This window comes from Paenibacillus sp. FSL K6-2441 (assembly GCF_037964765.1).
Taxonomy (GTDB): Bacteria; Bacillota; Bacilli; order Paenibacillales; family Paenibacillaceae; genus Fontibacillus; species Fontibacillus phoenicis.
The window spans coordinates 777,276-803,429 of sequence record NZ_CP150174.1 but is presented as its reverse complement, the minus strand read 5'-3'; the positions used below and the strand labels follow the sequence as shown (position 1 = coordinate 803,429).

At 53.9% G+C, this 26,154-nt stretch carries 26 protein-coding genes; 7 read left to right on the top strand and 19 right to left on the bottom strand.

Annotation, left to right across the window (positions count from 1 at the left end; all coding sequences use genetic code 11):
* The first annotated feature begins 92 nt into the window (after nucleotides 1-92).
* Together NSQ80_RS03420 and NSQ80_RS03415 are read left to right on the top strand one after the other, a co-directional pair.
* Nucleotides 93-1,124 carry an alpha/beta fold hydrolase gene (locus tag NSQ80_RS03420; protein WP_260071321.1) on the top strand — a complete coding sequence of 344 codons (1,032 nt, stop codon included), beginning with the start codon at nucleotides 93-95 and terminating at the stop codon, nucleotides 1,122-1,124.
* A 68-nt stretch (nucleotides 1,125-1,192) separates the two neighbouring features.
* Nucleotides 1,193-2,608 (top strand): Fe-Mn family superoxide dismutase, encoded by a 1,416-nt coding sequence (locus tag NSQ80_RS03415; protein WP_339301343.1) that lies wholly within the window; start codon nucleotides 1,193-1,195, stop codon nucleotides 2,606-2,608.
* 185 nt (nucleotides 2,609-2,793) lie between these two features.
* Here the strand turns inward: NSQ80_RS03415 and folE are convergent, their stop codons facing one another.
* The 7 genes from folE to NSQ80_RS03380 form a co-directional block, all read right to left on the bottom strand.
* Nucleotides 2,794-3,387, bottom strand: a complete 594-nt coding sequence (folE, locus tag NSQ80_RS03410) for a GTP cyclohydrolase I FolE (protein ID WP_009227074.1) — start codon at nucleotides 3,385-3,387, stop codon at nucleotides 2,794-2,796.
* A gap of 42 nt (nucleotides 3,388-3,429) precedes the next feature.
* Nucleotides 3,430-3,672, bottom strand: coding sequence for a YneF family protein (locus NSQ80_RS03405; protein WP_009227073.1), 243 nt, complete (start codon nucleotides 3,670-3,672; stop codon nucleotides 3,430-3,432).
* 97 nt (nucleotides 3,673-3,769) lie between these two features.
* Nucleotides 3,770-4,804 (bottom strand): HD domain-containing phosphohydrolase, encoded by a 1,035-nt coding sequence (locus tag NSQ80_RS03400; RefSeq protein WP_009227072.1) that lies wholly within the window; start codon nucleotides 4,802-4,804, stop codon nucleotides 3,770-3,772.
* 27 nt (nucleotides 4,805-4,831) lie between these two features.
* Nucleotides 4,832-6,022 carry a tRNA epoxyqueuosine(34) reductase QueG gene (gene queG, locus NSQ80_RS03395; RefSeq protein ID WP_009227071.1) on the bottom strand — a complete coding sequence of 397 codons (1,191 nt, stop codon included), beginning with the start codon at nucleotides 6,020-6,022 and terminating at the stop codon, nucleotides 4,832-4,834.
* A gap of 51 nt (nucleotides 6,023-6,073) precedes the next feature.
* Nucleotides 6,074-6,514, bottom strand: coding sequence for a ribonuclease HI (gene rnhA, locus NSQ80_RS03390; protein WP_009227070.1), 441 nt, complete (start codon nucleotides 6,512-6,514; stop codon nucleotides 6,074-6,076).
* A 24-nt stretch (nucleotides 6,515-6,538) separates the two neighbouring features.
* A complete protein-coding gene (gene lepB, locus NSQ80_RS03385) occupies nucleotides 6,539-7,138 on the bottom strand; it encodes a signal peptidase I (RefSeq protein ID WP_260071318.1) in 600 nt (199 codons plus the stop codon).
* Nucleotides 7,139-7,266: 128 nt separating this feature from the next.
* A complete protein-coding gene (locus NSQ80_RS03380) occupies nucleotides 7,267-7,707 on the bottom strand; it encodes a GNAT family N-acetyltransferase (protein ID WP_009227068.1) in 441 nt (146 codons plus the stop codon).
* Nucleotides 7,708-8,062: 355 nt separating this feature from the next.
* Between NSQ80_RS03380 and NSQ80_RS03375 the strand changes: the two genes are divergently transcribed.
* Nucleotides 8,063-8,677, top strand: coding sequence for a superoxide dismutase (locus tag NSQ80_RS03375; RefSeq protein ID WP_260071317.1), 615 nt, complete (start codon nucleotides 8,063-8,065; stop codon nucleotides 8,675-8,677).
* 35 nt (nucleotides 8,678-8,712) lie between these two features.
* Nucleotides 8,713-8,925, top strand: coding sequence for a hypothetical protein (locus tag NSQ80_RS03370; protein ID WP_339301339.1), 213 nt, complete (start codon nucleotides 8,713-8,715; stop codon nucleotides 8,923-8,925).
* 595 nt (nucleotides 8,926-9,520) lie between these two features.
* Here the strand turns inward: NSQ80_RS03370 and mutY are convergent.
* Both mutY and acpS read right to left on the bottom strand, forming a co-directional pair.
* Nucleotides 9,521-10,750, bottom strand: a complete 1,230-nt coding sequence (mutY, locus tag NSQ80_RS03365; RefSeq protein WP_260071315.1) for an A/G-specific adenine glycosylase — start codon at nucleotides 10,748-10,750, stop codon at nucleotides 9,521-9,523.
* Between the two features lie 12 nt (nucleotides 10,751-10,762).
* Entirely contained in the window at nucleotides 10,763-11,170 is a 408-nt protein-coding gene (gene acpS / locus NSQ80_RS03360) for a holo-ACP synthase (protein WP_260071314.1), read from the bottom strand.
* Between the two features lie 278 nt (nucleotides 11,171-11,448).
* Here acpS and NSQ80_RS03355 point away from each other — a divergent pair, with 278 nt between their 5' ends.
* Nucleotides 11,449-12,354 (top strand): AraC family transcriptional regulator, encoded by a 906-nt coding sequence (locus NSQ80_RS03355; protein ID WP_323078988.1) that lies wholly within the window; start codon nucleotides 11,449-11,451, stop codon nucleotides 12,352-12,354.
* A gap of 82 nt (nucleotides 12,355-12,436) precedes the next feature.
* Here NSQ80_RS03355 and NSQ80_RS03350 read toward each other — a convergent pair whose 3' ends face one another.
* From NSQ80_RS03350 to NSQ80_RS03335, 4 genes are read right to left on the bottom strand one after another with little or no spacing between them, the layout of a single operon-like run.
* On the bottom strand, nucleotides 12,437-13,633 hold the full coding sequence (locus NSQ80_RS03350; RefSeq protein WP_260071313.1) for an ABC transporter permease: 1,197 nt from the start codon (nucleotides 13,631-13,633) through the stop codon (nucleotides 12,437-12,439).
* The gene (locus tag NSQ80_RS03345; RefSeq protein WP_009227061.1) at nucleotides 13,630-14,319 is read right to left on the bottom strand and encodes an ABC transporter ATP-binding protein; all 690 of its coding nucleotides are present in this window, start codon (nucleotides 14,317-14,319) and stop codon (nucleotides 13,630-13,632) included. Before NSQ80_RS03345 ends, NSQ80_RS03350 begins: the two co-directional genes overlap by 4 nt.
* A complete protein-coding gene (locus NSQ80_RS03340; protein WP_232282376.1) occupies nucleotides 14,316-15,383 on the bottom strand; it encodes an efflux RND transporter periplasmic adaptor subunit in 1,068 nt (355 codons plus the stop codon). The genes NSQ80_RS03345 and NSQ80_RS03340 overlap by 4 nt, the downstream gene beginning before the upstream one ends.
* Before the next feature lie 29 nt (nucleotides 15,384-15,412).
* Complete coding sequence (locus tag NSQ80_RS03335; RefSeq protein ID WP_157273559.1) at nucleotides 15,413-16,048, bottom strand: YIP1 family protein; 636 nt, start codon at nucleotides 16,046-16,048, stop codon at nucleotides 15,413-15,415.
* Between the two features lie 612 nt (nucleotides 16,049-16,660).
* Here NSQ80_RS03335 and NSQ80_RS03330 point away from each other — a divergent pair.
* On the top strand, nucleotides 16,661-17,578 hold the full coding sequence (locus NSQ80_RS03330; protein ID WP_339301334.1) for an IS1595 family transposase: 918 nt from the start codon (nucleotides 16,661-16,663) through the stop codon (nucleotides 17,576-17,578).
* Nucleotides 17,579-18,257: 679 nt separating this feature from the next.
* Here the strand turns inward: NSQ80_RS03330 and nadE are convergent.
* The 3 genes from nadE to NSQ80_RS03315 form a co-directional block, all read right to left on the bottom strand.
* Nucleotides 18,258-19,067 carry an ammonia-dependent NAD(+) synthetase gene (gene nadE, locus NSQ80_RS03325; RefSeq protein ID WP_009227057.1) on the bottom strand — a complete coding sequence of 270 codons (810 nt, stop codon included), beginning with the start codon at nucleotides 19,065-19,067 and terminating at the stop codon, nucleotides 18,258-18,260.
* 283 nt (nucleotides 19,068-19,350) lie between these two features.
* Entirely contained in the window at nucleotides 19,351-19,785 is a 435-nt protein-coding gene (locus NSQ80_RS03320; RefSeq protein WP_009227056.1) for a BrxA/BrxB family bacilliredoxin, read from the bottom strand.
* A gap of 143 nt (nucleotides 19,786-19,928) precedes the next feature.
* On the bottom strand, nucleotides 19,929-21,626 hold the full coding sequence (locus NSQ80_RS03315) for an ATP-binding protein (protein WP_009224097.1): 1,698 nt from the start codon (nucleotides 21,624-21,626) through the stop codon (nucleotides 19,929-19,931).
* A gap of 129 nt (nucleotides 21,627-21,755) precedes the next feature.
* Between NSQ80_RS03315 and NSQ80_RS03310 the strand changes: the two genes are divergently transcribed.
* Nucleotides 21,756-23,024: an NAD(P)/FAD-dependent oxidoreductase gene (locus NSQ80_RS03310; protein ID WP_009224096.1), complete on the top strand. Its 1,269-nt coding sequence runs from the start codon at nucleotides 21,756-21,758 to the stop codon at nucleotides 23,022-23,024.
* 117 nt (nucleotides 23,025-23,141) lie between these two features.
* Here the strand turns inward: NSQ80_RS03310 and NSQ80_RS03305 are convergent, their stop codons facing one another.
* The 3 genes from NSQ80_RS03305 to iolG all read right to left on the bottom strand — a co-directional run bounded on the left by NSQ80_RS03305 (nucleotide 23,142) and on the right by iolG (nucleotide 26,151).
* A complete protein-coding gene (locus NSQ80_RS03305; RefSeq protein ID WP_339301331.1) occupies nucleotides 23,142-24,170 on the bottom strand; it encodes a LacI family DNA-binding transcriptional regulator in 1,029 nt (342 codons plus the stop codon).
* Nucleotides 24,171-24,260: 90 nt separating this feature from the next.
* Nucleotides 24,261-25,097 (bottom strand): 5-deoxy-glucuronate isomerase, encoded by an 837-nt coding sequence (iolB, locus tag NSQ80_RS03300; protein ID WP_339301329.1) that lies wholly within the window; start codon nucleotides 25,095-25,097, stop codon nucleotides 24,261-24,263.
* A 4-nt stretch (nucleotides 25,098-25,101) separates the two neighbouring features.
* Nucleotides 25,102-26,151 (bottom strand): inositol 2-dehydrogenase, encoded by a 1,050-nt coding sequence (gene iolG, locus NSQ80_RS03295; protein ID WP_009224093.1) that lies wholly within the window; start codon nucleotides 26,149-26,151, stop codon nucleotides 25,102-25,104.
* Nucleotides 26,152-26,154: the final 3 nt, after the last annotated feature.

Here is a 26,154-nt window from a genome sequence, read left to right as displayed (position 1 = left end):
ATTTTCTTCGATCCCCCTCCATTAAAAGCGTTTTCTTCAATTGTAAACAGTCCAAATTTCAATCATATAATCTAGTAATGGGAGGGAAGCGTATGAGCCACACCGGTCGAAATGATCTTCCCTTGCCTCCTTCGGCGTACGTTTCCGGCGATGTTCCCGCGGCAACAGCCCGGCACATCAGCATCAAAAACATTATCATTGCCCTCTTATTATCCGTGCTGTTCTTCCTGATCTTCTGCTTTATCTCGCTGCACGGCTATATCGCCTGGGTGCTCTCCAACCCCAAGGTGGCGCCGCTTTATTCCAATCCGAAGCTGTCTATTAATTTGGATTACCAGAACATCACCTTCCCCGCGGCTGACGGGAGCCGAATGATGCAAGGATGGTATATTCCGGCGGAAGATTCCGTCAAAACGATCGTATTTAGCCATGGGTATGGGGCCAACCGCGAGGAGTACTGGATTCCGATGTATGATCTGGCCAATTTTGCCCATCGTCTGAATTTTAATGTCCTGATGTTTGATTACGGCTTTGCTGCGGAGAACAGCAAGGAGGTCGCCACCGGCGGCAAAAAAGAAGCCCAGCAGCTGCTCGGAGCGATCCAGGTTGCCAAACAACTGGGCAGCCAAGAGATCATCGTCTGGGGCTTCTCCATGGGGGCCGGCACTGCACTGCAAGCCGGTTTAAAAAGCCCGGACATCGACGGCATGATTCTCGACAGCACGTTCCTGCTGGAGCCGGATACGATGTACCACAACATCCGCCAGCACATCGACCTGCCGCGCCATCCGTCGCTGGAGATTATCGGTATGCTGCTTCCGGTGTTAAACGGTACCAGCCTGCGGCAAATTCCGTATACCCAGGTCAAATCGGAAGATTATCCCTTCCCGATCCTGTTCATCCACGGCACCGAGGATGAGAAAGCGCCTTACCCCATCGCTGAGAAACTGGCGGCCAACCAAACGAATCCTATTTCTAGCGTATGGATCGTAGACGGCGCGCATCATGAATTGATTTTCCGCGAGCATCCGAAGGAATATCTGCGTAAAGTGTCGTTGTTCCTGGGCCAGATCAAGCTCGCCTCCCAACAAACGAATATTCAAACCGGGTCCGCATCCGAATAGCATAAGCCAACCCTCCTCTCCAATAAGTTAGTAGTAATGTACTTCTTATCCCTGAGGAGGTAGGCCGAATGTTGTTTGTATACGGGCCTTTTTTGCCTGTGCGCATATTGGAGGAAATCCGTTTCTGGAAGCAACAAGAAGCGGAGCACACGGAAGTCATTCAGGCGATTGTTCCCCGCCTGGAGGCCGATTACGTTCGGCTGCTGGAGGAATGGAAGCCGATCTTTGAAGGGACGGAGGCCGCAGCTGACAAGCTGCTGCAATACGCCTTGGCCACACCTCACGCCGCCTCGAGTCCAGAGATCATCCGCCAGACGGAACGGCTTCTGCGAGCCTCGTGTCAGCAGTCGCAGGAATTTATCCGCCATCTGGAGTACATGCTGAAGCATAGCGCGGCCGTGAAGTCGGTGCCGCTGGCTCCCGTGGTACTGCTGCACATCATCCGGGAATCGGCGTATTTCCTCGAGGTGCTTGAACGGCTGAATCGGCCGGGGGAAATCGCCGGCAGCATGGCCGGAGCGCCGCCGTATCCTGATCCTCATCACGCGGCTGGGGGACAGCCATTCTATCGCGAAGAAGAGCCGCAGGAGTTAACAGCCTTCACCACGTCCGAGCAACTGGACTTGACGGCCGAAACGGACGCAACCACCTCCGCCGAGCAAAACAGAGCGGACGCCTCCGAAGCAGCAAACACGCCCGAGGAGCAAGACGTGCCAGGAGCGGCGGACGTGTCCGAGGCCACCCTTGCAGCAGAAGTCGTGCAGGTGCATGTGCAGGAACAGGATGAGCTCAGCCTCCGCCAAGAACCAGCCGCTGACAACAACGCGGAAGCGATTACGGCGCGCGTACCGGAACACTCCGTCCCGATCGGCGGACATACGCTCCCTCCGCTGCCTTATCCATACAACGCGCTTGAACCCTATATCGATGAACAGACGATGCGCATTCATCACGACAAGCATCACAAGACGTATGTTGACGATTTGAACAAAGCGGAACTCAAGCTGCAGGAGGCGCGGAAATCCGGCAATTTTGATTTGGTAAAGCATTGGGAGCGGGAGCTGGCCTTTAACGGTGCGGGACATTACCTGCATACGATTTTCTGGGACATTATGAATCCGAAGGGCGGCGGCAAACCGCAAGGCGAGCTGCTGGAGCAGATCAAACGCGACTTCGGCAGCTACGACGCGTTCCATAAACAGTTCTCTGAAGCAGCTGCCAAAGTCGAAGGCGGCGGCTGGGCCATCCTGGTGTGGAGCCCGCGCGCTCACCGGCTGGAGATCCTCACAGCGGAGAAGCACCAGAACCTGTCGCAATGGGACGTCGTTCCGCTGCTGCCGCTGGACGTTTGGGAGCATGCGTATTACCTGAAGCATCAAAACGCTCGCGCCAACTACATCAAAGATTGGTGGAACGTCGTCTATTGGCCCGCCGTCGCCAAACGGTACGAAGCCGCGAAAAAACTAAAATGGCAGCCGTTTTAAACGACTGCCATTTTGTTATTATGGTTCACTTTCTTTTGCTCACTTTGAAGAGGATAAGAGCTAGTAACAGAATAATGATGGTGTTATTTAATTGCTGTACAACGTGTCCGTACCAATAATAAGAACTATAAAAAGACCTTTGGTTCACGAGGCTTGTACTCGAAACCAAAGGTCTTTGATAAAGGCTAATCTTTGATGAGCGAAAGGAACTCCGCCCGGGAAGCCGCATCCTTCCGGAAGCTTCCGCGTACGGCCGAGGTCACGGTCTTGCTGCCTGGCTTCTTGACGCCGCGAGAGCACATGCATAGGTGCTCGCCCTCTACGACAACCATCACGCCTTTCGGCTGCAGCACCTCTTCCATGATGTCGGCAATTTGCGAGGTAATCCGCTCCTGCACCTGCAGGCGTCGGGTTACCGCTTCTACCAAACGGGCCAGCTTGCTGAGCCCGGCGATTCGACCGCTTGGAATATATCCGATATGGGCTTTGCCGAAGAAAGGCGCCATATGATGCTCGCATTGACTGTAATAGACGATGTCCTTCACAATGACAAGCTCTTCATGGTTTTCCTCGAAGGTAACTCCCAGCACATCCCGAGGATCGACTTCATACCCGGCAAAAATCTCTTCATACATCCGCGTCACCCGGGCCGGTGTTTCGAGCAGCCCTTCGCGTTTCACGTCTTCCCCGATCAATTTCAGGATTTCCCGAACATGATATTCGATTTGCTCCCGATGATCGCCTACCCGTGTATTGACGTAATCTTTCAATCCGGACATCTTCAGCGCCCCTCCTTTCATAGAGTATGGCGAAACGTTACTTTATTTTCTCTTCTTCGTCGTTCGTCCCGCCCCCGGCAATGGGCCGCCTTGATTCTTCATCAACTGCTGCGCACGCTGCATCTGCTTGCTGTTCAGGTTATACCCCATTTGCTTCGCCATCTTCTGCAGCATTTGCGGGTCGTTTTGCATCTTCGTTAACTGTCTGCGGAGGTAAAAGACCCCGATCACAAAACCGCCAACCAGACCGACGATTAAAGTAATAATTGGAATAACGATATCCATGTTTCAGCCACCCCTGAATAATAATCGTGCTGCCTTTCGCTTGTAAGGCTTGCACACTCCAAATATCATAGCATCCAGCCTCACGCGATTCAAGGATTCACGCCAAAACCGCCTCGATAAACAACGTTGTCTCAGTCGCGAGATCAACCTCATTCACGTCCAGCTCATCGCCGGTGCCCCGCACGATCCGAATAACAGGCCGGCCCGGTAATCCCCGGTGTTGTCTGACCACCACGCCGGTTTCCTTCGTCCCAAGACGAACTGAGGTTCCGTTCGGGTACACGGAGATAATGCGCATAAACTCCACCAGCACCTCGTGGTCCAGCTCCTGTTCCGAGCAAGCCATCAAATGCTCGCAAGCCTCATGCGGCAGCAAGACCCGCCCGTCCTTGCTTGCGCCGCTGATCAAATTGTCGTACATATTCGCGACGGCGACGATACGCGGAAACAGATGGATCTCGTCCCCGGCAATTCCCCGCGGGATTCCTTTGCCGTCCAGACGCTCATGGTGTTGCAATGCCGTATGGGCGATCAACAGATTAAATTCGCGTTTATGGCGGAGCAGCTCGTAACCCCTCCAGGTATGGTGGTTTTTAGGGTCTTTTGGATTGGCTCCTTCCGGCAGTTCCACTGATTTGCCGATATCGTGCAGCAGCGCGCCAATCGCCAAATCCTTGAGTTGGGAATACCCGAGCCCCAAATTCAGTCCAATCATCGAAGAGATCAAGCTGACGTTCACCGCATGAAGATAAGCGGCATTGTCCGCTGTCCGAATGTCGGTGAGCTGCAGCAATACCTCTTTGTTGTTCAACACGTCAGTCAGCAGGGAATCCACGCTCGCGTTGATTTTGCGCGCGCTCCAATCCTTGCCGGAACGAATGGCCTGCAACGTTTCGGACATTTCCCGGAACATCGCCTGCTTGGTCGCCTCGCTGAGCACATCTTCAATTTCGATATCATCGAATTCCGGATCTTTAATGTATAACATTGTCACACCGATCCGCTTAAGCGTGTTAATCATAAAAACCGTAAGCTGAACCCCTGCCGACAACAACACGGTGCCGTTGGCGGAATACACCGTTTTACCTAAATATTGCCCCGGTTCGATATCCTCGATACTGATGAAACGCATATTTTGTGTTATCCCCCTTGCTGGATATCAGTCTCCGATGGAAGCCTGCAGCTTCTGCTTGGCCGCCCGAAGCCGAACCCGCACTTCTTCCTCCTGCTCGGCGTCTAGCGCCCGGTCGATCGCTTCCTCGGCCTCCTTGCCTCCGATTCGGCTCAGCGCCCAAGCTGCAGTTCCCCTTAGCTCTGGCCGCGGGTCATGAAGCAGTATATCTATTAATTTCGGCACGGAAGCCGAATCTTTGAAGTTGCCAAGCGCGATGACCGCATTGCGTTGGACCGGTTTTTTGCCCCGCCAGGCCGCGGCGCTGTCGCCAAAACGTTCTTTGAACTCACGGTTGCTTAAATCCAGCAATGGCAGCAGCAGAGGCTTAACGGTCTCGGGATCGGGAGCCAGCTCAGGCCGATGATTCCAGGACTTGCCTTTGTTTTTCGGGCAGACAATCTGGCAGGTATCGCAACCATAGAGGCGGTTGCCCATCTTCACCATAAATTCTTCGTCCAGAAACCCTTTGGTTTGCGTCAAAAAAGAAATGCACCGCTGCGCGTTCAACTCACCGGGGCCAACTAACGCTCCCGTCGGGCACGCGTCGATGCATTTGGTGCACTCACCGCAATCCTCCTCCACCGGCGTATCCGGAGGAAACGGCACGTTGGTGATCAGCTCGCCGAGGTAAATCCACGAGCCCCACTTGGGGGAGATGATCGCACAGTTTTTCCCCTTAAAGCCGATCCCTGCCCGGTCCGCCACCGCCCGGTCTACCAATGCCCCGGTATCGACCATACTCTCGATCCGCGCTTCGGGTACGCGCTCGCGGATGAAGGCTTCCAGCTTCGCCATCGCTTCGCGAAGCACCTGATGATAGTCCCGCCCCCAAGCAGAGCGGGCCAAGATGCCCCGCCGCTCGCCGGGCGCTGACTTCGGGGGATTCTCCAGCTTCGACGGATAGGCTACCGCGATGGATATCAATGAAGCCGGCTCCGTAAGCGACAATTCCGGGTACACCCGCTTGTCGAGATCCGGCTCCTCAAAGCCGGATTCATAGCCTTTATCGCGCCGGTCCTGCAAAATCGCCTTCAGCGACAAGAACGGATCCGCGCTGGCAAAGCCGATATCGTCGATCCCGAACTCCGCAGCTGCTTCCTGAATCTCCCGCTTCAGCTGCGCCCAGCGATTGTCTCCTTCCGGTAAACGCGTCATGCCGGTTTCCGCCATAGACATGTGTCCCCCTCCTTCCTGTTCATGTTGCCGTAAAGGCTGTCTGTTGTATTTTTAAGAAGATAAGCGCTTAATCGCTTCCCGTGCTAACTGGTCGCAATAATTGTTCAGCTCGTTGTCGCTATGTCCTTTGACCTTGATGTACTCCACCTTGTGAATGCCCATGAGCCGCCACAGCTCTTCCCAAAGATCGCGGTTCTCGACGGGCTGGTTCTTGCTGTTCTTCCAACCGTTCTTGAGCCAGCCGCGAATCCAGTTCTGCTGAAAGCAGTTGACCACGTAAGCGGAGTCGCTGTATACCTTAACTTGACAAGGCTCCTTTAATTGACTAAGCGCCGAAATGACCGCCTGGATTTCCATGCGGTTGTTGGTGGTCATTTTTTCGCCGCCGGACAGGTCCTTCCGATGCCCGTTAAACATCAGCACCGCGCCCCATCCCCCTGGACCGGGATTCCCGGAGCAAGCCCCGTCCGTATAAATCGTCACTTCCTTCACTGTTCATCCTCCCAAGCAAACGGCTTATAAACTACGGATCTTCGTAATCGGCCAAAAAACGAATTCGGCGCGGCCAACGATCCATTTCTCCTTCACACTGCCAAAATAACGGCTGTCTTTGCTTCGTCCGGCGTGGCGGTTATCGCCCATCACGAAATAATGTCCGGCCTCCAGCTTCAGCTCCGGCATGTCGCCGTCCTCGATTACCGAGTCGGTGTATGGCTCGTCCAACGGCTGCCCGTTAATGAACAGTTGGCCGTCTCGCACTTCAACCGTATCCCCGGGAACCGCCACGATTCGCTTCACCAGAAAAGGCTTCCGGTCGGCATCCACACTAGGATCCTTCAGCACGACGATCTCACCGCGCTTCGGATGATGAAACCGATACACCAGCCTATCCACGAACAGCCGCTCCTGCTCTTCCAGGGTAGGCTGCATCGATTGTCCCTTCACCATTGATAAGTTAAAAACAAATAGGTTTAACAGCAGCATAATGACAAAGGCGATAACGATCGTCTTCAGCATCTCCCACAGTTCTGCGGCCCACCGCGGTTGCGTGGCTTCCGCTTGCAGCTCGTTAGCAGAGCGTTCGGGATCTGACGCTGCCTTTTGCTCCGAATCCATGACCGGTTCCATCCTGCACCTCATCAAAATTAAACAATCTATATAAATAGAAAAGCACATCCTTCACCCATTTGCAACGGATGGAAGATATGCTTCAACATTTCCCATTTCTGTCTTGGGAAGTTTCATCAATTGGATCCCGTCAGCGTCCGGGCTGCGATACCAAGCTTCTGGAAGGCTTCCAAAAACTTGCCTGCCCCATAGCCCATCGCCTCGTAGAGCGGCATGATCGCTTTATTGTGTTCATCTCCGGCGACCATAATCCGACGGACATTCCGCTGCTGGAACCGTTGTTCCATCGCGGTCACAAGGTTGCGGCCGACGCCGCGCCGGCGGTAATCAGGGTGTACGGCCATGCGGTAAATGCATCCCGTATTCTGATCGATCGTCCCGATCAATACCCCTTTGATCTCTTCCTCGACTTCTGCAACCATAATCAGCTCAGAATCCCAAGAAAGTTGTCTGGCAAACGCGCACTTGGTGTCTTCGTAGCAATCCTCCGATAAGGCCAACTGCAATAGCTCCATCACTTGATTTACATCACTCAACTGAAAGGAACGAATAAGCATGCTAAGATCTCCCTTTTCTTCACGCAAGATAGGCCGATGTAAAACATAACCCCCTGATTTACATCAACCGAATATTTGATTCCAGACAAAAACGAGAAAAAAACAGCTTCCTTGTCCATTAAACCATAGATATCTCCCAAATACATCAATTTTCTTATGAAAGCGCTTTGAATTAAGCGGTTACAATTATGAACTTTTACAAACGCCCCTGTTATGACTCACATTTATGCATATATTTTTATGCACTACCAATAATAGGATTGTTATGCGGGTGTTAACGGCGGGGAGCTGATGACTTCCTTAACACTCGGATGACGAAGCGGGATCTTATTATTAACGGGAGGTAAGAACGACCATGGCACATGAATTGCCTGCTTTGCCTTACCCGGCAAACGCACTGGAACCTTATATCGATGAGCAAACGATGATCATCCACCATGATCGGCACCATAACACGTATGTCACCAACTTGAACGCTGCGCTGGAAAGCGCGCCGGAACTGCAGAGCAAAAGCGTGGAGGAGCTGATCTCCAACCTGGATGCCGTTCCGGAGAGCATCCGCACGGCCGTACGCAACAACGGCGGTGGACATGCCAACCACAGCTTGTTCTGGAAGGTCATCGGCCCCGGCGGCGGCGGTGCGCCCACCGGCGCTGTAGCTGCTGCTATCGACAGCGACCTCGGCGGCTTCGATAAATTCAAAGAGGAATTCACCAAAGCGGCGACCACCCGGTTTGGCAGCGGTTGGGCGTGGCTGGTCGTCGGCAAGGACGGCAAGCTCGCGGTCACCAGTACGCCGAACCAGGACAGCCCGCTCTTCGAAGGCTTAACGCCGATTCTTGGCCTGGACGTTTGGGAGCACGCGTATTATTTGAAGTACCAAAACAAACGGCCGGATTACATCGCCGCGTTCTGGAACATCATCAACTGGGACGAAGTGAACCGCCGGTATGAGGCTGCGAAGAAATAACGCTGCGTTCATTACTCACGAAGGAGGATACATCTATGGCAGAGCAAAAGCGTAAATTGACGAATGACCCGGAGGAGCTTCTCGCCGCCAAACACGCCGAGGATGCGCATAAGCAGCAATTCACGAATTTCGCCCACAGCGTCATCAGCGGCGGAGCCACCCCCGACCTCGGCAAAGTCTCGGACGAAGAGCATCGCGAGCCCGATACCCAGAACCACATGAAATCCGTGGAGAACCGTATGATGTAATGGAAAAAAGGAAGGCGCGTGAGATGCGCCTTCCTTTTGTTGTGGTGTGGCGGCCGGATAGCGGTAAAAAGTACCGCTATTTTGTTCACGGATGGGGCTGTGCCGCAAATAGCGGTAATTTAGGGCCTTATCAGACCCGATTAGCGCCTCAACAATCGTTGGCGCTCGCAATAAGGCCAATTTTTTACCGCTATCCTTCTACGAAGACGTCGGCTAGAAGTAGACTTATTGACTTTTGGAGCTATCCTCCTAACGCACCCATCGTGCAAACAAGTTCCCCCTACCTCAAACCGCGCACTTCTATAAAATTAGTTAGTCTCTTACCCTTGTTTCACCGTGCTGTCCAGTCCCTTTAGCGCTCCACATGAACGTTCCATCCTGCACACCTTACAAACAAGCCGCCCAGTGTAATGGACTTCCTCGGCTAGGGGGTGGCCATATGTGGGGGGGGACTAGCCTACTGGGCAGTATAACGGTAAAAAGTACCGCTATTTTGCTTATGGGGATTGATCTATCCCTTTGATTCAGAACAATATTAACTTATTGCGTGTATCGCGTGCTGTTAGGCACCCTGCTTCCTGGAGGCTTCGGCGCATTAAGCGCCAAAGTACCCATTCAGAATACGCAGGAACACGTTCGGGAACGCCAGGTTATCCATATCTTCCCGAGTGATCCACCGGTACTCGGCTGCGGTGTCATCGGCGGCGGCCCCGGCGTCCGAGGCCTGTGGCCGGGCCGCCGAGTCGGCGCCGCCCGCCGCGTCATACGCCGCGGCGGTCTCGGCCACGGCCGCGGGCCCTACGCCGCGGCCGGCCGCCTCCATTGGAATCTCCGCGTCAAAACGAAACACACGGAGATTCCAATGGATATGGCTGAACGTGTGCTCCGCGTTCAGCAACGCCCCGCCCGGCCGGGCGGGCACCCCGGCGGCGGCCAGTGCCGCCGCCAGCCGGTCCATCGCCGGGCCGTCGGGGAGGCCGGCGCCTTCGCCCGGCACGGCGTCGGCGGGGATGTGGGGCAGCTCCCACATCCGTGCGAGCAGCCCCGTGTCCGGCCGCCGGCGCACGAGCACGCGGCCGGCCAGCGCCCCGCCGCCTTCGACGAGGGCGGCGAGCCGGTACTCCGGCCGCGGCGGCTTCGCCTTGCTCTTGACCGGCAGGCGCTCCTCCGCGCCTTCGAGCCGGCCGGCGCAGCGGGCCATCACCGGACAGATCAGGCATTGCGGCGACTTAGGCGTGCAGACAAGCGCGCCCAGCTCCATCAAAGCCTGATTAAAATCGGAGGCCCGCCCTTCCGGGATCAGCTCCGCGGCCAGCTCCTCCATGAGGGTGCGTGTCCCAGCCTTCGCGACGTCTTCCTCGATGAGGAAGTAGCGCGACAGCACCCGCATGACGTTACCGTCCACCGCCGGTTCCGGGCGGTTAAAAGCAATGCTCAAGATCGCCCCGGTCGTATACGGGCCAACCCCCTTCAAGGCGGATACCTCCGCCTTGGTATCCGGCACGATCCCTCCGTGCCGCTCCATCACCTGCTTGGCCGCGGCCTGCAGATTGCGGGCCCGCGAATAATAGCCAAGGCCCTCCCAGCATTTCAGCACCTCTTCCTCCGGCGCCTCTGCCAGATCCCGAATCGTCGGAAACCGCTCGATAAACCGCTGAAAATACGGAATCACCGTATCCACACGCGTCTGTTGCAGCATAATTTCCGACACCCAAATATAATAAGGATCGCGATGCCTGCGCCAAGGCAAGTCCCGCTTCGACCGCTCATACCAACTAAGCAGTTCTGTACTGAAAAATACCCGTGTTTCCCTGTTTCCCCGCATCCTGCTCTCCTTCTATTCCACGCGTTCCACCACGGCAAAGGCCGAAGCCAGTTGCCGCTCATGCGTAATGCTAAGATGTATGGTATACCCGCTGCCCTCCGGTCGGCCGACACCAGACAGACCAAGTCGTTCCCAGGCTCCCGGCGTCAGCGTCACAAACGGTTTCCCGTGCGCATCGGGCAAAATCTCGATATCAGTAAAGCTTAGCACCTGACCGATGCCACAGCCAAACGCCTTGCTGACGGCTTCCTTCGCCGCAAACCGCCCCGCCAAGAACTCCGCCGGTCGGGCAGCTTGTCCAGGCAGCTCCAGCTCCGCCACGGTTAAGATCCGCCGGCGCAGCCGTTCGCCGATCGACTTGTTTAACAAGCGCTCCATGCGCTGGATTTCGACGATGTCATGTCCGATTCCGAAAATCAACAGGCAGCCCTTCTTCCTTCAAAAACTTCTCTCCATGCGCCCCGTCCGAGTCAAGCCCATAAACGGTCGCTTCCCCCATTGTAGCAGGGAACGGGGGGAGGCGCGAGTCTTGCCACAGGGATTGACAAATCACCGGCCAAACGGGAGACAAGCGGCACTGCTCCTCCCCTTCCCCTATGCTATGCTGAAGCTAGCTTATCTTCCCAACCGCAAGAATGATCAAGAAGCCAATTTTTCGGTCCGCTATACTTGAACCATAGACCGGTCTGGAGGCAGTTATGAATCAAATCAACACCATTCAAAAAAGCATCGATTATATCGAAGAACGGCTAGGCGAGGAGCTCACGTTGGCTGAGGTGGCCAAGGCGATGTTTTACTCGGAATACCATTTTCATCGCACGTTCCTGTTTTTCGTCGGCGAGACGATGACGTCTTATATCCGAAAGCGCAGATTGTCTCTAGCAGCCGAACTCCTGGCACATTCTGATCTGAAGATAGTCGACATCGCGCTGCGCTGCGGCTTTGGTTCCCATGAGGCCTTTACCCGGGCCTTCCGGAAAATGTACGGAATCCTGCCTACGGAATGCCGCCGCCGCGGCCGCCCGCCATACCTGGTACCCAGGGCCAATCCGCTTCGAGATTTCGTTGCTCAAATTACTTATGATTGGGGAGATTATGTCATGCAATACCGTATTGAACAGATTCCAGCTAAGCGCATCCTGGGTTTCGCAATCCAAACAAAAACGGAGGATGGACAAAATCACAAGGACATTCCAGCGTTCTGGCAAAATTATATGCGTGAACAATGGGGCTCCCGCGTCCCCGGCAAACTCCATCCAAATGTTGAACTCGGCGTCTGCACCGCCCTCGATGAAGACGGCACGTTCCGCTATATCATCGGCTTTGAAGTCGACGAAACAACCGAGGTTCAGGAAGGACTCACCGAGTATCGGGTCCCAGCGCAAACCTATGCGATCTTCACCACTCCGCCAGCAGGTGAAGCCGATTTCTCCTCGTCCATTCAGCAGACATGGGACGAAATCTTTACGAGCTGGTTCCCGACGTCCGGCTACGAGCAAGTGGCTGCGCCCGATTTTGAATGGTATGATGAACGCTGCTGGCCGAAGGAAGGTAAACAGATCGACATTTATATCCCGGTTCAGCCATCCGGAGCAAAGGCGTAACCCCGTTGCCCCACAACATCATAGTAACCCGCAACAAAAAGAAACAACCCGGCTCCACCCAACGGAGAACCGGGTTGTTTTGTTATTCGTAACGCAGCGATTCGATAGGGTGCAGCTTGGAGGCTTTGTTGGCTGGGTACAAGCCGAAGAAAATACCCACCGCAGCCGAAAATCCAAAGGCCAGCAAAATCGCCCAAATCGAGATGACAAACGGCCACCCCGAGATCAAAGCGAACACCCAGGCCGCCAATAACCCTAACAGGGCGCCAATCGTGCCCCCGATAAACGAGAGGATGACCGCTTCGATCATAAACTGGAGCATGATCGTCCCCGGCGTCGCGCCAATCGCTTTGCGGATCCCGATTTCCCGGGTCCGTTCCGTGACGGAGACCAGCATGATGTTCATGACCCCGATCCCCCCGACAAGCAGGGAGATGCCGGCGATAGAACCGATGATCGTTTGCAGGATGGAGAACGTGCTTTTTATCATTTGTTCCGCATCCCTTGCCGATTCCGTGACATAAGCATCCTTGCTTACGTTTTTCCGATCCGCCAGCCAGGACTTGACCGTCTCCACCGTTTCATCCATTCTCTCCGGCGATGTGGGCAGAATCTCGAGCATACTTAAGCGATCGCTTGCCCCTTCCCCGTCCAGCATAGCCGTAATCGGTGTGTAAGCGGAGTAACGCTCTCCGCCAAAGCTGCTCATGAGGCTCTCCTGCGCCTTGTACACCCCAACAATCCGGAACATCCCTCCGGATAATTGGATTTTCCGGCCGATTGCCCCTTGCGGGGAACCAAACGCTTTATTGGCATATTTGGCCTCAACTACAAGGATTTTTTGACGCGCCCGCTCCTCTTGTGAGTTAAAAAACCTGCCCGCCACCACATCGATTTTCTGCATTTTAGGCGAATCCGAGGTCGTCCCAGTGATACTAAATTGCAGCTCTTCCTTCTTAAGCTTACCGGTCATCCCATAGGAAGACGACGACGAAACGTAACGGACCCCCGGGAGCTTACGAATCTCTGCCAATTCACGCTGCCGGAAATAGGTATTGTCCTCGGGTTCTCCGTTGTTATAGTTCGGATAGATCAGAAAATACCCATCCTCATAGTTAGAAATCTCCGACATAATCGAGCTTTGTCCAGCCTGGCCAATAGACACAACCGTGACCACCGCAGCGACGCCAAAAACGATGCCGATCATCGTCAGGAAGGAACGCAGCTTGTTCATTCGGAGATTGTCCAGGGCAACAAGGATGCTCTCCCAAATGCTCATCCGCCAACACTCCCTTTACGCTTGTCGCTTAGGATCCGTCCGTCCCCAAACGTGATGATCCGGTCGGCATGCTCGGCGATGTCCGGTTCGTGGGTAACGAGCACGATCGTCGTCCCTTCGGCGTGAATTTCTTTGAACAAATCCATGATTTCATAGGACGATTTCGTATCTAGGTTCCCGGTAGGCTCATCGGCCAGCAAGATCGGTGCGTTCATCGTCAGCGCCCGGGCGATCGCCACCCGCTGTTTCTGACCGCCGGAAAGCTCGTTTGGGCGGTGCTTAACCCGTTCAGCCAGCCCAACCCTGCGAAGCAGCTCAAGTGCCCGCTCGTTGCGCTTCTCCCGGGGGATGCCGGCGTACATCATCGGCAGCGTGACGTTTTGCAGCACGGTTTGCCGGCCCAGCAGATTAAAGCTCTGGAAAACGAACCCGATTTTCCGGTTCCGTACGCGTGCCAACTCCTCCTCGCTCAGCGACTCTACCGGAGCTCCGTCCAGCTCATAGCTGCCGGAGGTCGGGACGTCCAGGCAGCCGATAATGTTCATCAGCGTTGATTTGCCCGAGCCTGATGAGCCCATGATGGCCACGAACTCGCCTTTCTCGATGTGCAGATCAATGGGGGTCAAAGCCTGTACCTCAAGGGGACCGTTTTTGTATATTTTGGTGATGCCTTTGAGTGTAATCATTTCACCTTCACCTTAGCGCCATCCTGCAGCTTGTCGCCGCCTTCCACCACGACCAGATCGCCTGCGGCCGCCCCGGAGACCAATTCAATTTGATCCTCGCCTTCCTTCCCCGTTGTAACCGGCACCTTAACGGCAACACCGTCCTGAACCTTAAAGACGTATACCTGCTCACCGTCGTACTGAACCGCGTCGATTGGCGCAAGAAGCCGCTCCTTATCGGGAATCTCCATCTCTACCGTGACGTTATACCCCGGACGAAGCTCCGGCGATACTTGATTCAGGCTGACTTCCATTTCCACCGACGTATCCTTGGATGTTGGATCGGTCACCCCCGCCGTAGGAGCCAAATACGAGATACTGCCCTCATAACTGTCCGAAAAAGCCTCACCGGTAACCACGGCCTTCATCCCTTGCTCCGCCTTGCCTGCATCCAGCTCATTCAGGTATGCACTTACTTTAAGCCGGCTCACATCGGCAATCGTTGCGATTTCGCTGCCTTCGGCCAGCATTTGACCTGCGTTTACCGCAAGTGAGGTGACAACGCCGTCGGCTGGGGCTAGCACCTGCTGATTGGCGAGCTGCTTCTCCAGGGATTGGATCGTCAGCTGACTGGAACGAATACGCAAATCATAGGTGGTAAGGTCCAACTCCTCCGGTTCGAGGTCCGGGTTTTCGAGACGCGCTTGCTTGAAGCTTTCAAAATGCTGCTTTTTGGCCGCCAGTCGTTCCGCTTCGGTCAATTGCAGATTAATCCGTTCCTTCTCCAGTTGCTCCCGCACTTGCTCCATGCTCAGCGTAAGGAGAACCTGCCCTTTCTTGACCGTATCGCCTGACTTCACCTTTACCGCTTCCACCAATCCGCTTGCCGGAGCGTACACCGAGGTCGTCTGTCCCGGCTCCAGCTTGCCGTTCGTGTAGATTTGCTCGACGATTTTGCCCATCTCTACGGCGGTAACCTTCACTTCAGTTGCCCGATTCAACCCAATCAGGTTGGCAACGACCAACGCGATGACCGCCAAACCGACGATGGCGCCCCAAAACCATTTTTTCTTCAACAAGTCCATCACCTATCCTGTTATGTATAATTCCGGACTTAAACCAGCAACAGCGATCCCAGCGATAACACGAGCCATGCTACAATAATCCAACCTGCCACCGTTTTGTAAGGCCGTTTCATCATGACCGAAGAGCCGATAATATACAGTACGAGCCCCCAAATCGAAAATGGATTGATCAAGGATAAGAACTGGTACATTGGGCTGGACTTATCGGAGATAAAGGCCCCCAAGCTCAGCGAAACATCCGTGACGGACTGCACGTCCATCGTCATGATCATAATTCCCGTGATCAAGCTGCCTAACAGCCCCGGCAGAGCGGAATAAGCAGCGATGGAAACAAACTGCATGTATTTGCCTTCACCGCGCACGACTAAATTCAGCAGCAACAACAGCAGGCCTGTCACGAAAATCGTGATAATCGGCATCACTACGCCCATCACGTAAGCAGACGTCTTCGCTGTCGCCATAAACGTCGCCTGCATCGCGGCATCCAACTGTTGACTTTGGATCTGCCGTTGAAATTCCTTCTCCAGCACCGGCATCTGCATGTAGATCACGACAACGGAGACAAGGATCATCACCGCAAGCGCAAAGAGCCAAGCGGTCTTACTCTCCCGCACCCGCCTAAACGTTTCCACCGGAGCTGTAAAAATCGTAAATACGTTTTTCATAGAAACTCCCTCCTCCTCCTCAAATCTCCCAACATCATTCCATTTCATATAAAATGTAAGACTAGAATTATGTTATATATACGAACAAAGTCGCAAAGAGATTCAAGTTAGGCCCAATTTACAACTCATGCTAGAGCTCGTGAACACCACATCCATAGGAAGCTCGCTAGGTTTCCCTGCCATTATACCCTCCTGTCCCATTTCCGCCACAGACTAGGATCACTGCTGGACCTAAGCCCAAGCTCACTCAAATTGTAAAAGATCGGCGTCCCTTTACGTCCCCTGGCGTCCCTTGGCTTCCCCTGCCCCTTGGGCCCTTCTCGCGCGCCACTCTTTTCGCCATTATCCCTTTTGCTCAGAACGGGGGATCGGGGAAGGAGATCTTCTTGCTGCTCCACTTTGCACAATTATCCCTTTTGCTCAGAATTGAGAGATCCATGGACGGGAGTGAAATGAGGTCCCCGGGGAGCTGATCTTTCCTTTTCCATAAAGATAAGAATGACTTTCTGGGATTTTTTTCTTGTAAATAGAACGTATGTTTGGTATAATGAAAAAAAGAGAACATACGTGCGCATTTATTGAGTTAGAGGATTTGAATTGGAGGAATCGGACATGGAGTTAGGTATGAATACGGAGCTGCTTCAACCTGTCAGCAGCCGTTTTCAAAGTGAGGCGGACTGCATTGAGGCGATCATCACTATGAAGTGGCCAAACGGATTTGTTTGCCCGCGCTGCGCTTATAGCGAGTGCACCCGCCTGTCCTCCCGACGCCTTCCTTTGTTTGAGTGCGGACGATGCGGCTATCAGGCATCGCCTTTGGTCGGCACGATTTTTGAAAGAACCCATCTGCCCCTTGTGAAGTGGTTTCGAGCCCTCGAATTGTTCCTGCTTCCCGACGGCATCTCGGCGCTGCGGTTGAGTCAGGTCATTGAAGTTACCTACAAGACCGCTTGGCTCATGCTGCACAAAATCCGTCATACCCTCGGCGAATGCGATGCCCGGGAACTGCTCTCTGGAGACGTGAAGGTAAACTGCGATCAGTATGCGTATGATTCGTCGCGTTATCATCCGGCTGCTCAGCCATATGCCACCGCGGTTGTAGCCGGCTGCACGGTCACGGAATATGGCGAGCCGGAGCGGGTGAAGATCCAGCTGATATCGCATAAAAGAGGACAACGTGCCGACCGGCATGATCTCGCCGCGTTCATCCATGATCATATCGATGTCCATACCTCCACCGTTCAGTCGTTCCATTTGGCTTATCGGCTGTATTTGCCTTTGCGTAAAGAAGTAAGAGCGGCGTGGAACTCGCTTAAGCGCACGTATATTGCCTTGGGGCTAACACATTTGCAGGCGTATTTGAATGAATACACCGTCCGCCGCCATCTGCGCATGTCCCCTTCCGAGGAAGAAATGCGTCATAATATGCTTCAGATGTGCGTGTCCATTCCAGCGATCCCTTACCGCCAATTAATCGCAAGTCATCAGAACGCACACCATAAGAAGCCGTTCTTTGCAGCAGCCGCGTAAATCGAAGTGTTAATCGAGCCGCTAATCAAGCTACTAATCGAGATACTAAGAGGCTACTAAGAGGCAATGATAGAAGTGCTAATCGGAATGCTGAAAAACACAAATTAGGAGCCTCCCACCTGACTTTCGTAGCTCAGCTGATCGACCATTCACATGATATCCATACTAATGCGCATTGTGGGGATGTATCCGTACAAGGCGGTGTTGACGTAGTTTATCCATATAATACGTGTTGACGTAGTTTTTATCCGTATAAGGCAATTTGCAATAAGGCTTATTTGCGATAAGGCGTGTTTGCGAAATATGTCCGTACCGGGGTTTTGTCGCAAATTATATCCTGCCCATCGAAGTTCTCGCAGCATCTTTTTTGCTATTGGACGTGTTCCCTTCCTTCTTATTTCCCACGAGCTGATTCAACGGGATAATCATCAAAAAGGGGGCGGCAGAGAGACGATGAACGATGAACGATGAACACTGTTCCCCCTGTCGCATATAACCGTACTTATCGTTTTTCTTGCAACATCTTACTTCTACCGTGCATATTTGCTTCTTTCTCTCACTCACTGCCTGATGCAACGGGATAATCATAGAAAGAGAGCGGAAAAAGTACTATGTTACCCTAGAAAAAAGCGGGCTCCGGGCAGCTTGCCCGGGCCCGCGTCTATCATCTATGTGTTAATTAAATGCCCGGGATTGGGCTGCGCTTGTGCTCGGTTTTGCGGTAGAAGGCCTCCAGGCGCTCTTGGACGGCCGGATCGATCTGCTTGCCTTCCAGATAATCGCTGTTATCTTCGTAGCTGATTCCGAGCTCCTTCTCATCTGTTTGCCCTTCCCACAGGCCGGCGGTTGGCGCCTTGTCGATCACGCTTTGCGGCACGCCGAGGCGGACGGCAAGCTGGCGAACCTGGCGTTTGTTCAGCGAGCTGAGCGGCGTAACGTCAACGGCTCCATCGCCCCATTTGGTGTAAAAGCCGGTAATCGCCTCGGACGCATGGTCGGTGCCCACAACGAGCAGGTTCAGCTCAAAAGCCAGCGCATATTGCATGACCATCCGCGTCCGCGCTTTCACGTTACCTTTGCCTTGCGGGCTGAGGTGACGGGATTGCCCGATATTTTTCAAGCCGTGCTCGACTTCGAGGGCAATTTCGTCTACGGCTTCCTCAATATTCGTCTCTACCGTATGCTTAAGTCCAAACGCCTTGGCCACCTCGTAGCTGTGCTCGATGTCCTCCTGCTTCCCGTATGGCTGGAACACGCCCAACGTCATGTACGGTTGGCCGGTTTCCTGCGTCAGCTCGTCCGTCGCCCGTTTACACAAGCCGGTGGTTACTGCGCTGTCAATCCCGCCGCTGATCGCGATTAATAGGCCGGTCGTGCGCGCCGCTTTGACCTGCTCCTTCAAAAAGTCGACCCGCCGGCGAATTTCCTCATCCACGTCAATGACGGGTTTAACCCCAAACCGCTTAATGATTTCCTGCTGCAAACTCATCTAAATCCCTCCACATCCAAGATATAACACCTTATGTAAGTAGTATGCCCTAAATCGAAAAACGCCCCGAACCATCCAGACAGGCTGGATGGCGGGGCGAAAGCAACTGTCAGATCAGCGGCCATTCGTCGGCTGCAGATTGCGTCGCTGGACCAGCTTAAGGATCGTCTGTCGCCAGGTCGGCAGGCAGATTAGATGCTGCTTCATCCGCTGGCGGAACGGCTGGCTGCTACAAGGTCAGCTGGCTGATCCGCTGCTGCTATCGATCGGAGATCGCTACAGCTTACCGGCAGAAGCGGTCAAACGCGCTGGTCAGATCAGCGGCGATTTCTTCAGCCGAACGGTCTTCAATTTGGTGGCGTTCGATGAAATGGACGAGCTCGCCGTCCTTCATCAATGCGATCGAAGGCGAAGAAGGCGGATACGGCGCGAAGTATTCGCGTGCTTTCGCCGTTGCTTCTTTATCTTGACCCGCAAACACGGTAAACAGGTGGTCCGGTGTCACGTCATGCTGCAACGCCTTCGCTACGCCCGGGCGGCATTGTCCCGCTGCGCATCCGCAGACGGAATTGACAACGACCAGCGCAGTCCCTTTCGCGTTTGGCAGCTTCTCTTCTACTTCCTCCGGCGTACGCAGCTCTTGAATCCCCAGCACGGTTAATTCGTCTCTCATCGGTTGTACCATGTCTCTCATATATTGGTCAAATGACATCGACATTACCCATCACTCCTTATGCATAATCACATGGCTCTATTTTGAGCTCTCGCAATCGCCTCGCTCTTAGCCAGATTAATTTAATTATACATTCATAGGGAAGGAAAGCAACTCTGCCTATCGACGTCAAATGGCCCAACCCCGGCTTAGGAGAGTGGAAAAAGAACGGTAAAAGTTGTGCCTTGACCCTCTGTCGAATCGACGGTAATTTTGCCACCGTGGCGTTCGACGATGCTAAGGCATAACGCCAGCCCCAGCCCTGTTCCCTTCGCTTTTGTCGTGAAAAATGGCTCGAACAGCTTCTCCCGTTGCCCGGAAGGAATCCCGGGTCCTGTATCGCTGACCACCAGCAGTCCACCCTGATCGGTCACTCTGGTCTCAAGCGTAAGCTGCCCTTTCTCAGCCATCGCCTCCATCGCATTACGCGACAGATTTAAGATCAGCTGTTTAATCTCCTTGGCATTCAGCAACAATTCCGGCATGGAATCATCCAGCTTGACCTCGATCGTTTGGCCGCGAAGGTTCGCATCTGCCCAAAGCAACGGCGTCAGCTCCTTGATGATGTCGTGGAGATGGCATTTCTCACTTTCAACTGGACGATTCTGCGCCAGGGAAAGAAAGTCATTGATAATGCCATTGGCCCGATCGAGCTCCTCCATCACGATCCGGTAATAATGATCAAGCGTTGGCGGGCTCTTCTCCCGCATGAGCTGCAGAAAGCCCCGCACCACCGCCATCGGATTGCGGATTTCGTGCGTGATCCCGGCAGCCATCTGACCCACCAGACTCAGCCGCTCCACATGGTTCAGCTCCATCCGCAGCGTTTCCAGTTCGGTGATATCCTGAACGATAGCTACCGCACCGATCACTTCGTTGGATTTGCTTTTTTGAATCGGAGACGTACTGGTAAAATAAATATGATTATCCGCTTTGATCAAGTCGGTCACTTTCGTTTGCCCTTCGAGCGACTGCTCGACTCGGGAGGCGATGGACTCAATGGGCACGCCGCTGAGCACATCGCTCAACCGGCGCAGCAGCAGATCCTCGCGTCGCGATTCGTTCGGCTCTTTTTGGTACGTCCGATAGAGTTGGAGAAACGTTTCATTTATCGATATAATATAACCTTGTTGATCCAGCAGTACGATACCTAGCGGAGCGGCGTCCATCATTTGCTGAAGCTTCTCCGCTTCGCGGAAGTATTCGCGCGACAGCTGCATCACTTGGCCGCGCAGCTTCTCCTTCTCCAAGGTGCTTTCGATCATGTAAACGAACAAGCTGCCGACCAACATCGTCACTAACACATTAATGAATCCATTCGTTATAGCGTTAAGGTCTGAATGGAATGATAGGCTTCCGGTCAAAAATGGAGACATACCTATCATCGTCTCCCCGCCCATAAAGTAGAGAGAGAGGATGGCTACTTTGCCCTGGCGACCGGTTCTTTTGAAATAGCGGGAAGTGAGCAGAACAAAAGGATACAGGAGAATTCCCGTCTCCATGATAAACCCGATAAGGGTGTAATTTACTGCAAACAGAGGATGAAGGATGATCTGCAGCAGAGCCAAAGTAACCCCGTCCCGGAGCCGACCATACAGCATGAGAGCAAACAGGGGCAATATCCCGAAATTTAAAGGGGAAACTTCCCATAACCGCGAGGCAAAAATATCGCAAAGCAACATGCTGGTGAAGCAGGTATACATTAAGCCTACGGCATAGGGATGTCCCTCGGCGCTACGGTTGTTGTGAGGCCAGCAGCAATTTGTTTTCTCAAACGTCAACGGAAACAGAAAAGCAGGCAAACTGGCGATCAGCACTTGAAGCAGGATCTCTTTAACAACATCCACGTTCTCCCTCCTCTGGCGGAAGAATACAAAAATACGACTCTAGTTTCGATTAAATCATAGCCGACAAAGTTTTACAATAATTCATGGTTTATAAAATAGTAAGAATAGTACAAATAGAGAGGATATTACATGAAAAAAGCAGATGTCATCGTCATCGGCGGCGGCCCCTCCGGGCTGATGGCCGCCATTGCGGCAAGTGAGCAGGGTTCTAAAGTTCTTTTATTGGACAAGGGAGACAAGTTAGGACGTAAATTGGGCATCTCCGGCGGCGGAAGATGTAATGTCACCAATGCCAAGGAGCTGGACGAGCTCATCCAGTTTATCCCCGGAAACGGCCGTTTCCTCTACAGCGCTTTAACCACGTTCGGCAATAAGGATATTATCGCTTTCTTTGAAGGACTCGGGATTAGGCTCAAAGAAGAAGACAACGGGAGGATGTTCCCTGTCTCCGATAAAGCCAAGACCGTGGTAGATGCGCTGATCAACAAAGTACGCTCCCAAGGTGTTCAAATCCGGGTAAATAGCCCCGTAGCGGAAGTTCTTTACGACAATGGTCGAACCGTCGGCGTCAAGCTGAAAACCGGAGAAGTGCTGGAGAGCCATGCGGTGATTGTCGCTGTTGGAGGGAAATCCGTCCCGCAAACCGGGTCGACCGGTGACGGATATGCCTGGGCAGAGAAAGCCGGCCACACGATCACCGAACTGTTCCCGACAGAAGTTCCGCTCACTTCGAATGAACCTTTTATTCAAAGCAAGGAGCTGCAAGGGCTGTCCTTAAGAAACGTATCCCTTTCCGTATGGAATCCTAAGGGGAAGAAGCTGATCGAGCATCATGGCGACATGCTGTTTACGCACTTCGGGATTTCAGGACCAATTGCTTTACGGTGCAGTCAGTTCGTTGTCAAAGCTCTAAAGCAGTTCGGCACGGGGAATATTGAAGTTTCCGTTGACTTTACTCCCGATAAAAGCAAGGATGAAGTCTACAACGAAACGCTGAAGCTTGCTGAACAAGATCCCAAAAAATCAATTAAAAACGTATTAAGAGCGTATTTGCCTGAGAAAATCATCCCAATCCTGCTGCAAAAAGCCGAATTAGATCCTCACCTGACTTACGCTCACATTCCGAAGCAAAAGTGGCTGCAATTCGCCCAGTTGGTTAAGCGTTTCCCGATTCGGGTCTACGGTACGTTATCGATTGAAGAAGCTTTTGTAACGGGCGGCGGCGTGAATATAAAGGAAATCGATCCTAAAACAATGCAATCGAAGCTGATGCCAGGACTTTATTTCTGCGGCGAAATTCTGGACGTACACGGCTATACCGGCGGATACAACATTACTGCTGCTTTCGCCACGGGGTATACCGCCGGCCGCAACGCAGCGCTGAGTATTGGGCGTTAACCGACCGGAACAACGAAAAAGGGACGCTGCGGGGTTTATCCCGCCTGCGTCCCGTTTGCCATCATTTAGACAGTTGTTCATCTAATCTTTCTGCCAGTTCGATGCGGCGAGCCGGCCTCAACGGCCTGCAGCTTCGTGTTGTACAGGTCCCGTGGATTCCCGGACGATCAGCTTGGGTTCCATAACGATTCGTTGTTTGATGTCGTCGCTCCCTTCGTCCGGCGAAGAGAGAAGCAAGCCAAAGGCCAGCTTCGCCATTTCGTCCGTTGGCTGGGCAATCGTGGTCAGCGTCGGGTTCGTGACTGTTGACAAAATCGTGTTGTCGAAGCCGATGATCGACAGCTGCTCCGGGACGCGGACGCCGCATTCCCTAGCCGCCTGCAACGCGCCGATCGCCAGCATATCGTTGCAGCAGAAGATGGCTGTCGGCGGATTGGGCCCGCGAAGCAGCATCGTCGCCGCCCGCTTGCCGTCCTTGATCGTGGATTGGCAGGCAACAATCCGCTCGTCGTCCAGCGTCTTGCCGGCCTCGAACAGCGCAAATCGGAACCCTCTCACGCGCTCCTTACTGCTGCTGAACTTGGCGTTCTCCAACAAGATCGCAACGTTCTCGTGCCCGAGCTGTAGAAGATGACCCGCCGCCAGCGAACCGCCTTTAAAGTCGTCCGTCAATACACGATGCACAGTGATATCCGGCGTCTCCCGGGCGATCATCACGATCGGAACGGAATTTTCGGACAGTTGCGCAATAATGTTGGCATTTTCAACGCCGGTGCCGATCAGCAGGCCATCCACGCTTTTTTGTTCCAGAAGCTTGATGTATTTCTCGATGCGTTCGTCGTTATTATCCGTGCTGCATACAATGACGCTGTACCCTTCCTCATGGGCCATATCTTCCACAGCCCGGGCGATTTCGGAGAAGAACGGGTTCGACACATCGGGAATCAGCAGTCCCAGCGTATACGTCTTCTTCCCCATCAAAGCGGATGCGATGACGCTTGGCTTGTATTGAAGTCGGTCCATCACCTTAAAGATTTCTTCCCGCTTCTTCTTGCCCACGTTGCCTTTGCCGTTAATGACGTTGGAGACGGTCGCAATCGACACGCCCGCTTCCTTGGCAACGTCGTAAATCGTAGTCCCTTTCATAAACAACCTCATTCATTATCGGATAGTAGTCCGAGCGTTACCGCTCTCTATTGTGCTATTATCCGATGATTCATTTGCCTTTGCAAATGTTCAATCGGGTTGAGTCTTGCGCATGCCTGCCGGTTCGAGCGTCCATGCGTGGTCCGGGTCGTTGCGGATCTTCCAGGTGCGGACGGGACCGGCCATGACGTTGAGATAATAGACGTCGTAACCCGGAGGCGCAGACACCGGATGATAGCCCTTTGGCACGAGCACCGTCTCCCCATCCTTTATCGCCAGCGTTGAATCAAGCGAGCCGTCGTCCGTATACACGCGCTGAACGGCAAAACCTTGCGGCGGGTTCACCCGGTAATAATACGTCTCCTCCAGAAACGCTTCATCGGGCAGGGCATCCTGATCATGCTTGTGCGGGGGATAGCTGGACCAATGCCCCGGAGGCGTAAACACCTCGACAACGAGCAAGCTGTCCGCAGGCTTCTGTTCCGGCAAAATATGGTGAATATATCGCTGCGTCACCCCTTCTCCCCGGACTTCGCTGTCCATATCCTCTGGCCCGATCAGGCGAGCCGGATGGCCGCCATTCCGATCCGGCGCATGGCAGACCGCCAGCTCCAACTCGGTCACCGCTTCAATTTCGTACCGATTGCCGCCCGGCACATAGACCGCATACGGGGGAATGCGTTCAAATACGCTCATCCGCTCGCCAACCGCCTCCCACCGGGTCTCTGCCGTTGATACGTGGGCCTTCCCTTCCAAAATCACCAGGCAGTATTCCCGATCCTCTGTACTCCGTTCGATTTTCTCCCCAGGCTTCAGCCGGTACACGTCAAAGCCGACATAGCTCCAACCGGCGGATTCCGGCGTCACCGACAGCAGCGGGAGCTCGTCCGACGCTCCCTTGTCAGGACGAACGATTAGATTTGGCATTTTCTCATCTCCCTTCGCGTTCAGCATGGATCGATCCGGCCACATCCAGCTCTGACAGCTTGACGATCCGCCGTTCCTGAAGCGACAGCTTCGCTGCCCGAGCGATCCGCTCCGCCTGCAAGCCGTCCTCACCGTCAACCGGAACCGGTGTGCCGCTTAACACGCAGTCAATAAATTGCTGCGTCTCCAGGATGTACGCCTCGTTATAGCGCTCGAGGAAGAAGTATAACGGCTTATCGCTCTGCACGCCTGACGACGTGCTAAGCTCCACCGTGTTGGCGTAGTCGTTGTCGGCGTATGCCGCGCCAAGCGAGCCAAACGCTTCCGCACGCTGGTCATAACCGTACGCCGCTTGACGGCTGCAATCGATCACGCCCAACGCGCCGTTAGCAAAGCGCAGCGTCACGATCGCCGTATCCACATCGTCGTATTTCGCAAAAGCGGGATCGATCAGCACCCCGCCGTGCGCGGACACTTCCACCACCTCGCTGCCGGACAAATAGCGCGCCATGTCGAAGTCATGGATCATCATGTCCATGAAGATGCCGCCGGATACCGCGATGTAGGCTTCCGGAGGTGGACTCGGATCGCGGGATGTAATTTTAATAAGATGTACGTCACCGATTGCCCCTGACTCGACATGCTCGCGGACGCGGCGGAAATTGTGATCGAACCGGCGGTTGAAGCCCACCTGCAGCTTCACGCCGGCACGGCGCACCTCCTCCAGCGCCTCCTCCGTCTGACGGATATCCATGCTGATTGGCTTTTCACAAAAAATATGCTTACCGTTTCTCGCAGCGCTCTTGATGAGCGGAACATGGCTGTCTGTGGACGAGCAGATGAATACCGCATCGATGTCGGGATGATGAATCATCGCGTCGCTGTCGTTCGTGACGAGCGGAATCTCCCTCTCCCGTGCCCACTTCTCCAATTCGGCGTCCGCATACAAGTCGCTGATCGCGATGACCTCTGCTTGCGGCAGTCTTTTGAGATTACCCACGTGAATTTTGCCGATTCTCCCGGCGCCGATGACGCCGATTCTTAATTTATCCATGTC

Bases quoted from the DNA above. Each gene is read 5' to 3' on its own strand.
- NSQ80_RS03305 (WP_339301331.1), bottom strand. From the start codon at position 24,170: ATGAAAGGGACTACGATTTACGACGTTGCCAAGGAAGCGGGCGTGTCG.
- NSQ80_RS03320 (WP_009227056.1), bottom strand. From the start codon at position 19,785: ATGTCGATGTCATTTGACCAATATATGAGAGACATGGTACAACCGATG.
- NSQ80_RS03330 (WP_339301334.1), top strand. From the start codon at position 16,661: ATGGAGTTAGGTATGAATACGGAGCTGCTTCAACCTGTCAGCAGCCGT.
- NSQ80_RS03310 (WP_009224096.1), top strand. From the start codon at position 21,756: ATGAAAAAAGCAGATGTCATCGTCATCGGCGGCGGCCCCTCCGGGCTG.
- mutY (WP_260071315.1), bottom strand. From the start codon at position 10,750: ATGCGGGGAAACAGGGAAACACGGGTATTTTTCAGTACAGAACTGCTT.
- NSQ80_RS03350 (WP_260071313.1), bottom strand. From the start codon at position 13,633: ATGAGCATTTGGGAGAGCATCCTTGTTGCCCTGGACAATCTCCGAATG.
- queG (WP_009227071.1), bottom strand. From the start codon at position 6,022: ATGTCTATGGCGGAAACCGGCATGACGCGTTTACCGGAAGGAGACAAT.
- NSQ80_RS03340 (WP_232282376.1), bottom strand. From the start codon at position 15,383: ATGGACTTGTTGAAGAAAAAATGGTTTTGGGGCGCCATCGTCGGTTTG.
- NSQ80_RS03415 (WP_339301343.1), top strand. From the start codon at position 1,193: ATGTTGTTTGTATACGGGCCTTTTTTGCCTGTGCGCATATTGGAGGAA.
- NSQ80_RS03405 (WP_009227073.1), bottom strand. From the start codon at position 3,672: ATGGATATCGTTATTCCAATTATTACTTTAATCGTCGGTCTGGTTGGC.
- NSQ80_RS03375 (WP_260071317.1), top strand. From the start codon at position 8,063: ATGGCACATGAATTGCCTGCTTTGCCTTACCCGGCAAACGCACTGGAA.
- NSQ80_RS03400 (WP_009227072.1), bottom strand. From the start codon at position 4,804: ATGCGTTTCATCAGTATCGAGGATATCGAACCGGGGCAATATTTAGGT.
- nadE (WP_009227057.1), bottom strand. From the start codon at position 19,067: ATGAGTTTGCAGCAGGAAATCATTAAGCGGTTTGGGGTTAAACCCGTC.
- folE (WP_009227074.1), bottom strand. From the start codon at position 3,387: ATGTCCGGATTGAAAGATTACGTCAATACACGGGTAGGCGATCATCGG.
- NSQ80_RS03335 (WP_157273559.1), bottom strand. From the start codon at position 16,048: ATGAAAAACGTATTTACGATTTTTACAGCTCCGGTGGAAACGTTTAGG.
- NSQ80_RS03420 (WP_260071321.1), top strand. From the start codon at position 93: ATGAGCCACACCGGTCGAAATGATCTTCCCTTGCCTCCTTCGGCGTAC.
- NSQ80_RS03345 (WP_009227061.1), bottom strand. From the start codon at position 14,319: ATGATTACACTCAAAGGCATCACCAAAATATACAAAAACGGTCCCCTT.
- NSQ80_RS03380 (WP_009227068.1), bottom strand. From the start codon at position 7,707: ATGCTTATTCGTTCCTTTCAGTTGAGTGATGTAAATCAAGTGATGGAG.
- lepB (WP_260071318.1), bottom strand. From the start codon at position 7,138: ATGGATTCGGAGCAAAAGGCAGCGTCAGATCCCGAACGCTCTGCTAAC.
- iolG (WP_009224093.1), bottom strand. From the start codon at position 26,151: ATGGATAAATTAAGAATCGGCGTCATCGGCGCCGGGAGAATCGGCAAA.
- iolB (WP_339301329.1), bottom strand. From the start codon at position 25,097: ATGCCAAATCTAATCGTTCGTCCTGACAAGGGAGCGTCGGACGAGCTC.
- NSQ80_RS03355 (WP_323078988.1), top strand. From the start codon at position 11,449: ATGAATCAAATCAACACCATTCAAAAAAGCATCGATTATATCGAAGAA.
- NSQ80_RS03370 (WP_339301339.1), top strand. From the start codon at position 8,713: ATGGCAGAGCAAAAGCGTAAATTGACGAATGACCCGGAGGAGCTTCTC.